This window comes from Atlantibacter sp. (assembly GCF_032062175.1).
Lineage (GTDB): Bacteria > Pseudomonadota > Gammaproteobacteria > Enterobacterales > Enterobacteriaceae > Atlantibacter.
In genome coordinates this window covers 114,811-124,733 of record NZ_DAMBQK010000011.1, presented here as the reverse complement: position 1 = coordinate 124,733, position 9,923 = coordinate 114,811, and the positions used below count along the sequence as shown (strand labels likewise).

The following is a 9,923-nucleotide window of genomic DNA, read 5'->3' as shown; positions in this document are numbered from 1 at the left end:
CGTGGATGGCTGAGCGTATCGCCGACCGTAACCGGGGATATGACGCATGATGATGACCGCTCTGCAAAAAGCCCCTTTTTCTGGCTTGCTTATTTTTGCCGTTCCCGGGTATAGTTTTCCCGCTGCCGCAAAATCGGCAGCCGGGCGTGGAAACCCGAGTAATCTAACGGCGACACCAGACGCGCCTTGCGTCTTTTTTTGTGTCTGTGCCTTGATGCACCCATTCTCTGCGCAACGGCTTTATAGTCTGTGTGCTATTCGCGTAATGGTAGCTCAGGCGGGGCCGACTTCGGTCGGGCCGGTATCCGTTAGAGCCGGTATTTCCACCCCCGTCTGGGCTACCACCAGTGAGCGTGGAAACTCCTGTGGTAGCGTTACCCGCTATCTAACGGAGGCTGCCGTCATGGCTACTATCCTCACCCCGTCGTACCCTCAGTTCGTCTTTGTCTTTGCGGCCATCCGTCGCGCTGACCGTCAACCCTGTGTCCGTATGCTGCGCACCGTTGCCGGTGACGAGCGCACTGCCCGCCGTGCCCTTGTCCGTGATTATGTCCTGTCGTTTGCCGGTCGCCTGCCGGTTGCGGAGGTGCGCCCGTGAAAGAGCTGACCCTGACTATCACCCACGCAGACCTTGTGAGCCTTGAGCACCTGCGTAACGTCGGCCAGTTCGTCGGCGACATGTTGCTGTTACAGGACACCACAACCGGTCACGACACGGCACAGCATTTACAGCTCGCCTCGGTCATTCATCTTATGACCGCCCGCCTTGACGATGTGGTCGAACGCTGTAACCGGCGCTGGCTCACTGAGGAGGTGTGCGCATGAAACAGTCCTTACCGCCCGCATTACGTGCCGCACTCTATCGCCGCGCCGTGGCCTGTGCCTGGCTGACTCTGTGCGCGCGTCAGCACCGCTATCCGCACCTGACCCTCGACACGCTGGAAAGCGCCATTGCCGCCGAGCTGGAGGGCTTCTACCTGCGCCAGCACGGCGAGGAAAAGGGCCGTCTGATTGCCTGTGCCCTGCTGGAAGATTTAATGGAAGCCGGGCCGCTCAAGGCCGCCCCGTCATTGTCCTTTCTCGGGCTGACCGTGATGGATGAATTATGCGCCCGCCACATCACCGCGCCGGTACTGCACTGAGGGAGACCACCACAATGAAAATGAACGTAACGGAAACCGTGAAACAGGCCTGCGGCCACTGGCCGCGCATTCTCCCGGCGCTGGGCGTGAAGGTCATTAAAAACCGCCATCAGGCCTGTCCGGTGTGCGGCGGCTCTGACCGTTTCCGCTTTGACGATAAGGAAGGGCGCGGGACGTGGCTCTGTAACCAGTGCGGGGCGGGTGACGGCCTGAAACTGGTTGAGAAGGTGTTTGGCGTCTCACCCTCAGAGGCCGCCGTAAAGGTCAGTGCCCTGACCGGCACCCTGCCGCCGGTGAATACGGAGGAGACTGCGGCCGCAGAAGCGGAAACCGGTGCCGGGCGAAAGGCGGCGGTTGCGCTTGCCGCAAAGCTCATGGAGAAAACCCGCACCGCCACCGGTAACGCCTACCTGACCCGCAAGGGCCTGCCAGGTCATGAATGTGTCATGCTGACGGCCACCCACAAAACCGGAGGCGTGACCTACTGCGCCGGTGATATGGTCGTGCCGCTGTATGACGAAAGCGGGGCGCTGGTTAATCTCCAGCTTGTTAACGCAGACGGCATTAAACGCACCCTGAAGGGCGGCGCGGTGAAAGGGTGCTGCCATACCCTCAAAGGGAAAGAACAGGCCGGAAAACGCCTGTGGATAGCCGAAGGCTACGCCACCGCGCTCACCGTGCATCACCTGACCGGGGAAACGGTCATGGTGGCGCTGTCGTCCGTGAACCTTCTTTCTCTGGCAAGCCTTGCCCACAACAAATATCCGGCCTGTCAGATTGTCCTTGCCGCCGACCGTGACCTTAACGGCGAGGGGCAGACGAAAGCCGCAGCGGCCGCACAGGCCTGTGAGGGAATCGTTGCACTGCCGCCAGTGTTCGGTGACTGGAATGATGCGTATGTCCGGCAGGGCGAAGAGGCCACGCGTAAAGCCATTTATGACGCCATCCGCCCGGCGGCGCAGAGCCCGTTCGACACCATGAGCGAGGCGGAATTTACCGCCATGAGCGCCAGTGAAAAGGCCATGCGGGTGCTTGAGCACTACGGCGAAGCGCTGGCCGTGGATGCGAACGGCCAGCTCCTGTCCCGGTATGAAAACGGCATCTGGAAGGTGATACCGCCGTCAGAATTTGCCCGCGATGTGGCCGGACTGTTCCGGCGTCTGCGCGCCCCGTTCTCGTCGGGGAAAATCGCCTCCGTGGTGGAAACCCTGAAACTGATTATTCCGCAGCAGGATGCACCGGCGCGGCGTCTGATTGGCTTTCGAAACGGCGTACTGGATACCGGCACAGGCATTTTCAGCCCGCACCACAAATCACACTGGATGCGCACCCTGTGCGACGTGGATTTTACGCCGCCGGTGGCGGGTGAAACGCTGGAAACCCACGCGCCGCATTTCTGGCGCTGGCTCGACCGTGCCGCCGGTGGCCGGGCTGACAAACGCGATGTGATACTCGCCGCGCTGTTTATGGTGCTGGCGAACCGCTACGACTGGCAGCTCTTTCTGGAAGTGACCGGGCCGGGCGGCAGCGGGAAAAGTATACTGGAGAAAATAGCGACCCTGCTTGCCGGTGAGGATAATGCGACGTCAGCAGATATTGATATGCTGGAAGACCCGCGCAAGCGTGCCGCCCTGACGGGTTTCTCGCTTATCCGTCTGCCTGACCAGGAGAAATGGAGCGGTGACGGTGCCGGGCTTAAGGCCATCACCGGCGGCGATGCGGTCTCGGTTGACCCGAAATACCAGAACCCGTACTCGACGCATATTCCGGCGGTGATTCTGGCCGTGAATAACAATCCGATGCGCTTCACTGACCGCAGCGGCGGTGTATCGCGTCGCCGGGTGATTATTCACTTCCCGGAGCAGATTGCGCCGGAGGAACGTGACCCGCAACTCTGTGACAAAATCGCGCACGAGCTGGCCGTTATTGTGCGTCAGCTTATGCAGCGGTTCAGCGACCCGATGAGCGCCCGCGCACTGCTCCAGTCGCAGCAGAACTCCGACGAGGCGCTCAGCATCAAGCGCGACGCTGACCCGGCGTTTGATTTCTGCGGCTATCTGGAAATGCTCCCGCAGACCAGCGGGATGTTTATGGGGAATGCCAGTATTATCCCGCGTAATTACCGTAAATATCTTTATCACGCATATCTGGCCTATATGGAGGCTAACGGATACAGGAACGTGCTCAGCCTGAAAATGTTCGGGCTGGGGCTGCCCATGATGCTGAAAGAGTACGGCCTCAGTTATGAGAAGCGGCACACAAAGCAGGGGATACAGACCAACCTGTCGCTGAAAGAAGAAAGCTACGGCGACTGGCTGCCGAAATGCGACGAGCCCGCAGCGACATAACCCACCTCAGACCGGCAACAGCCGGTCTTTTTGTATCTGCCCCTCCCTCAAGGGTGAACAATCCACTGTTCACCCTTCACCGTATCTTCACCCTGTATCACTATGAAAGTACTAATAAAAAGCAAAAGGTGAACAGTGCGAACAGTTAAACCCAAAAAAACTTTTTACCTCTCCTCATCACCATCGTATTGCGGTGATGATCGCCGGAAACAGGCCAGAAACGCGCTGAGGTGAAGAGTTGACTGTTCACTCTTCACCAACTGATCATCACCTATCATTATGATATTAAAAAGAAAAGTAAGAGGGTGAACAGTGTGAACAGTTAAATGCAAAAAAACTTTTTTTGCGTATGATGTTGCTATGCAAATTCATGAGAAGATTTAAGCAGTGGACAAGACCAGAGATTTCATTCTAGAAGGACTCTCCCGCTTTAACCTGGCTGATTTGCCCGGCAGACCTTATGACTGCGCTTTTGACCTCTTGGCTGAAACACCATCGAGAAAACGGCTGATTATGATGGGCTTTAATGGCTCGTTAGCTGATTCATGCATGACTAACCGCCAGTCCATCCTTCAAGATTATGCACATCCTTTTATTTCAGGTATTCAACAAGGGATACAAGGAAAGTGGGGGATCACTCATCTTGCCAAAAGACTACAGCAAATACCTTCATGCCTCGGTTATAGCTGGGAGGATGTTATTTATACCAACGCATTAATGATGTGTTCTCAGAATGCTGCAACCCTGAGAAAAGAGGCAGCTTGTCACGACACTACAATGAATGAAATCGAAGCAAACTCAATGGCATTTTTTGAGCATGTAACAGCCCATTTGAGCGAACCAGATTTGATCGTTGCATATAGCAACAGTCTTCAGTCACTCTCAGCCGCGAGTTTGTTGCTAAAGCACTTTGGCGATGCAACTACTCTCAAATTTTCTCAGCCGAAAGGCTACCACACTACTTTCGCGTTTATGGCCAATCTTAACAGTAGAAATATCCCGGTTATCTGCGTGCGACACATGTCACGATTCAAACCTGAAGAGAGTTATATCAGGGCGGCTTTCAAATTAATGGATTGTTAAGTTTTGTTCCGGTAAGGATCCGCATGACGGAACCTAACCGGTTAAGAATAACTATCCATAAAAGGTATATGCTTCAACTCGTTATTCATACAATGGCAACAAAATATCTGGGGGCACAAAAAGGGGCATATTTTTGAGTTTATAATGTTAAATCCTTTTATATCAATTAATTGTTGTTAGTTTTGAGTCCGGCCTTCGCACCATCGGAACATCAATAGACGTCAACGGACGTCTTTTTTTGTGCCTGAAATCCAGTATCCGCAAGGCTTTCCTCGCTTTTTCACTCAACCTAAGTCAACCTGATTCAATCTACATCAACTTACTGATGCGGGTACAACTGCGGGTATATCCCGGTTCGATAATGTTTGTACCCACACAGAACCCTTGAAAGGATACTCATCATGGCTCTGAGTGATGTGAAGGTTCGTTCGGCAAAGCCTGAAGCAAAAGCCTACAAACTGACTGACGGCGATGGCATGGTTTTGCTGGTTCACCCCAACGGCTCAAAATACTGGCGGCTTCGTTATCGCTGTGGCGGTAAGGAGAAGATGCTGGCCCTGGGGAAATATCCTGAAGTGTCGCTGGCGGATGCCCGGGCACGCAGGGATGAGGCCCGTAAACTATTAGCTAATGGCGTCGATCCCAGTGAGAACAAGAAAGCCGTTAAGGTAGAGCTGGAGCAAGAGGCGATAACATTTGAAGTGGTCGCCAGAGACTGGCATGCCAGCAATCAGAAGTGGTCTACATCGCACAGTGCCCGTGTTTTGAAAAGCCTTGAAGATAATCTCTTTGCTGCCATCGGTAAGCGGAACATTGCGGAGCTTAAGACTCGGGATCTTCTTGTACCCATTAAAGCTGTCGAGTCATCCGGGCGACTTGAAGTCGCCGCCCGTTTACAGCAGCGTACTACCGCGATTATGCGCTTTGCTGTGCAGAGTGGTTTAATCGACTACAACCCCGCGCAAGAGATTGCCGGGGCGGTTGCTACAGTGAAAAGACAGCATCGTGCTGCCCTGGAACTTAATCGCATTCCTGAATTGCTTCACCGCATCGATCACTATTCTGGCAGGCCGTTAACCCGACTGGCTGTCGAACTCACGTTGTTAGTTTTCATCCGTTCAAGCGAGCTGCGTTTTGCTCGTTGGACAGAAGTGGATTTTGATACTGCCATGTGGACGATTCCCGGTGAGCGTGAACCGCTGGACGGTGTTAAGCATTCTCAGCGTGGTTCGAAGATGCGTACTCCACATCTTGTTCCTTTGTCGCGACAAGCTCTCGCTATCTTGGAAAAGATCAAAAGCATGAATGGGAACCGAGAGCTGATTTTCGTGGGCGATCACGATCCACGTAAGCCGATGAGTGAAAACACGGTAAACAAGGCTCTAAGAGTAATGGGCTATGACACGAAAACGGAAGTATGCGGGCATGGTTTCAGAACGATGGCATGTAGTTCTTTGATTGAATCGGGATTGTGGTCGAGGGATGCGGTGGAGCGTCAGATGAGTCATCAGGAACGTAGCTCAGTGCGGGCGGCTTATATCCATAAGGCGGAGCACTTGGATGAACGCAGACTGATGCTGCAATGGTGGGCTGATTATCTTGATGCGAATCGGGAAAAGGCGGTAAGTCCGTTCGATTTTGCGAAACGGATAATGGGGGAAATGAGAATATATTCGTAAGGACATAGTAGACTAGACGTATTATTTATCAGCTAATATATCTGATGATAACTAGTAGGTTAGATTGTAGTTTTGTGTCATTCCCGCAAGATACAATCTAACAGGATGGGACATGTCCAGTCCGTCAACCTCGACTGAATGCTGAAGCGATGTGCTAGCCACCATAATCTTCTTATGTTAGTAACGATGCAGTCATTGATGCAAGGGATTGCAAAATGACGCCGTCTCTATCTACTCATATATGATTTCTTGCTAGCTTTTGGGAGAGAATTGGTCGATAGCTGAATGCAGCAATACCCATGGTTGCTGGAATCTGGCCGGGCTTAAGAATACGCAGGATGGCGTGATTATTAATCTGATGATGGGGTGTATGTCTTTTGGCGTTACCAACGTTTTGTCCAAAGGCATAAAGGTGAGCTAGAGCGGGTTTAGTGGGAGAGTGAATAGGGCTATATCTTCAGGAGTTAGTGATTTGCAACAAGGTAGAGGGTTTGCAGGTAAAATGATTGTGAAGTGACAGAGCAGACACAATCAGCGACAACGATAGCCACCTTTAACGTTCAGTTGCGTTATAATCCTCGCTAAATTTTTGCTCTTCGTCATATGTCAGTGACTTGGCGAGAAGTGGACAGCTAAGAGAACCTTATGACAACCGAAACTGCACCTGAAAAAATTTCTCTCGACGAACTGAAAAACTGGCTCTGGGGCAGCGCAAACATCATGCGCGGTACCGTTGATAGCAGTGACTTCAAAAACTACATTTTTGGCCTGATCTTCCTCAAACGCCTCTCTGATGTCTTTGATGAGCGTATTGCTGCCATCATGAAAGACGAAAAATGTTCAGAAGCTTTAGCGATGGCCCTTATCAAAGAAGACAACCCGGAGCAGTTTGTTCCTGAACAAGCACGTTGGTCGAATCTTGTTAAGAAAACGGAAAACGTAGGTGAAAGCATCGACGAAGCCTTTGCGGAAATAGAACGTCAGAATCCGTCACTCGAAAAGGTACTGACTGCCATTCAGTTTGGTGACAAAGACAAACTCAGCAACGAACTGCTGATGCGTTTATTACGCCACTTTAATCGTCATAAACTGGGCAATAAAAACCTTTATAAAGCCGATTTGCTGGGCGATGCCTATGAATACCTGATCGGAATGTTTGCTGACGATGCAGGTAAGAAAGGCGGAGAATTCTACACTCCGCATGGTGTGGTAGAGCTAATTGTAAAGCTGATTGACCCTAAACCTGGCCACGAGATCTATGATCCAACCTGTGGTTGTGGCGGTATGCTGGTCGAAGCCGCAAACTACATTCGGGATACCTATCCTGATGATGGCGTCGTAATGGGTAAACCCAACTGTAAGCTCTACGGTCAGGAAAAGAACCTTGGTACCTGGGCGATCGCCAAACTGAATATGTTCCTGCACAACCTGGACGGTGATATCAGGCGTGGCGATACGCTGGTAAATCCACAGCATCTTGACAGTAACAATGGCGTAATGCCATTTGATCGCGTCATTGCTAATCCACCGTTTTCCAGTAAAGAGTGGTGGGAACCGCTGGAGCTTAACAAAGAAACTAAAGTCGATAAGAACGGCAAAGAAACCGAAATAGCCCCTAAATACGCGACCGAACTGAAAGATCCTTATGGTCGCTTCGGGTTAGGTGTAGCGCCCCGGACGAAGGCTGACCTTGCCTTTGTGCAGCATATGATCACATCCACTCGTGAAGATGGGCGTATTGGCGTGGTCGTTCCGCACGGTGTACTTTTCCGTGAAGGGGAAGAAGGCAAAATCCGTCAGGGCCTCTTGGTGGGTAAAGATGACTTCAAGGGTGATTTAATTGAAGCCGTTATTGGCCTGCCACCGTCACTTTTCTTTAACACAGGAATTTCTGCTGCCATTGTTCTGATTAATAAAGCTAAACCTGCTGCGCTTAAGGATAAAGTGATCTTTATTGACGCTTCATCTGACTATGAAGATGGTAAAAATATGAACCATCTACGTGAGGGTGATATTAATAAGATTGTTACCGAGTTCAATAAAGCAAAACAGACAATGATTGATGCCGGAGAGCAAACGGAAGAATCTCTGGTGGAACTTCTTAAATCTGTTGAAATTGAAAAATATTTACGTATCGTCGAAATTACAGAGATCAACAAGAATGATTACAACCTGAATATTAGTAGATATATCAATTCCTCTGAAGAAGAAACAGTCATTAATATTCATAAAGTCATCCAACGTTCTCTTGAGATACAAGAGGAACTAGAAAGAATTGATGCAGCAATATCTGAACATCTAAGTGCTTTAGGGATCCAATAACATGAACACTACATTATGGAAGTCCTTGCCATTAGAAAAATGCATAGCTCAAATTATTGATTTTCGAGGAAAAACACCAAAGAAAATTGGAATGGAATGGGGTGGCGGCAATATTAAAGCTCTTTCTGCTAACAATGTAAAACAAGGCTATATAGCTTTTGATAAAGAGTGCTATGTTGGTTCTCAAGATCTGTATGATGCCTGGATGACAAAGGGTGATTGTAGTAAAGGTGACATTGTTTTCACAATGGAGGCACCTCTAGGTAACGTTGCACTTATACCAGATAATAATAAATATATATTGAGCCAAAGGGTGATACTTCTTAAACCTAATGCTTTAGTTGATAGTCACTATCTTTATCACTATATGTCATCAGAAAAATTCCAGAATGAGCTTTTTATTAATGCTACAGGGTCTACTGCAAAGGGAATCAAGCAAAGCAGATTAATTAATATAAACATCACATTGCCACCTAAAAAATGGCAAGTAAATATCGCTGAAATTCTTACTAATGTTGATAAAAAGATTGACCTCATTGAGCAAAAAATAACTACAACCAAAAACCTTAAGATTGGATTAGTGCAGAAATTATTTTCTGAAGGAATTGGCATTGAAGCTGAGGACGGTAAGTGGATTCGACATAAAAAATTCAAAGATTCAATTTTAGGGTCTATACCTCAAAACTGGGAAATAGTATCTTTGAAAGAAATTCTTGATGTAATTAAAGATGGTGCTCATTTCTCGCCAAAAAGTTCTGATGGTCAATATAAATACATAACATCAAAAAACATAAGGTTTGGGAAGTTGGATTTAACAAATATTTCTTATATTGACGAAGAGGAACATAATAAGATATATAAAGGATCCCCCGTGAAACCAGGAGATATTCTTTTAACTAAGGATGGGGCAAATACAGGTAATGCAGCAATAAATAATTTAGAGGAACCATTTAGCCTATTATCAAGCGTGGCTTATCTTCGAGGATCTAAAAACAAAATATCTCATACCTATTTACTGCAATTCCTCTTGTCCTCTAAAGGGCAGTCTATGATGAAATCAGCAATGACCGGGCAAGCTATCACTCGTCTAACTCTAAAAAAAATTGGTGATTTTAAAATCCCGTACCCCAATATTATAGAACAGAAACAGATTGCGGAAATATTATCCACTATTGATGAAAAACTCAATATCCTTGAAAAACAAAGATCCGAAACTCAACTCCTGAAAAAAGGCCTGATGCAAAAGTTACTCACAGGAGAATGGCGAGTTCCGTTGGATTGTGACGAAGACGAAGCTGCGTAATGAGAAGATGCCCTATTCCGGGCATCTCTTACACAACATGAATGAA

The 9,923-nt window shown here is 49.1% G+C and carries 8 protein-coding genes; all 8 read left to right on the top strand.

Annotation, left to right across the window (positions count from 1 at the left end; translation table 11 throughout):
- Positions 1–46 precede the first annotated feature (46 nt).
- Complete coding sequence (locus RT120_RS12275) at positions 47–598, top strand: host cell division inhibitor Icd-like protein (RefSeq protein ID WP_312982901.1); 552 nt, start codon at positions 47–49, stop codon at positions 596–598.
- Positions 595–825: a hypothetical protein gene (locus RT120_RS12270; RefSeq protein WP_312982900.1), complete on the top strand. Its 231-nt coding sequence runs from the start codon at positions 595–597 to the stop codon at positions 823–825. Before RT120_RS12275 ends, RT120_RS12270 begins: the two co-directional genes overlap by 4 nt.
- Positions 822–1,142, top strand: coding sequence for a DUF5375 domain-containing protein (locus tag RT120_RS12265; protein ID WP_312982899.1), 321 nt, complete (start codon positions 822–824; stop codon positions 1,140–1,142). The genes RT120_RS12270 and RT120_RS12265 overlap by 4 nt, the downstream gene beginning before the upstream one ends.
- Before the next feature lie 14 nt (positions 1,143–1,156).
- Positions 1,157–3,490 (top strand): primase-helicase zinc-binding domain-containing protein, encoded by a 2,334-nt coding sequence (locus RT120_RS12260; protein ID WP_312982898.1) that lies wholly within the window; start codon positions 1,157–1,159, stop codon positions 3,488–3,490.
- A gap of 387 nt (positions 3,491–3,877) precedes the next feature.
- Positions 3,878–4,573: a hypothetical protein gene (locus RT120_RS12255; RefSeq protein WP_254487623.1), complete on the top strand. Its 696-nt coding sequence runs from the start codon at positions 3,878–3,880 to the stop codon at positions 4,571–4,573.
- Between the two features lie 401 nt (positions 4,574–4,974).
- The gene (locus tag RT120_RS12250) at positions 4,975–6,252 is read left to right on the top strand and encodes an integrase arm-type DNA-binding domain-containing protein (protein ID WP_312982897.1); all 1,278 of its coding nucleotides are present in this window, start codon (positions 4,975–4,977) and stop codon (positions 6,250–6,252) included.
- A gap of 645 nt (positions 6,253–6,897) precedes the next feature.
- On the top strand, positions 6,898–8,574 hold the full coding sequence (locus RT120_RS12245) for a type I restriction-modification system subunit M (RefSeq protein WP_024360494.1): 1,677 nt from the start codon (positions 6,898–6,900) through the stop codon (positions 8,572–8,574).
- A gap of 1 nt (position 8,575) precedes the next feature.
- The gene (locus tag RT120_RS12240; RefSeq protein WP_312982896.1) at positions 8,576–9,877 is read left to right on the top strand and encodes a restriction endonuclease subunit S; all 1,302 of its coding nucleotides are present in this window, start codon (positions 8,576–8,578) and stop codon (positions 9,875–9,877) included.
- Positions 9,878–9,923: the final 46 nt, after the last annotated feature.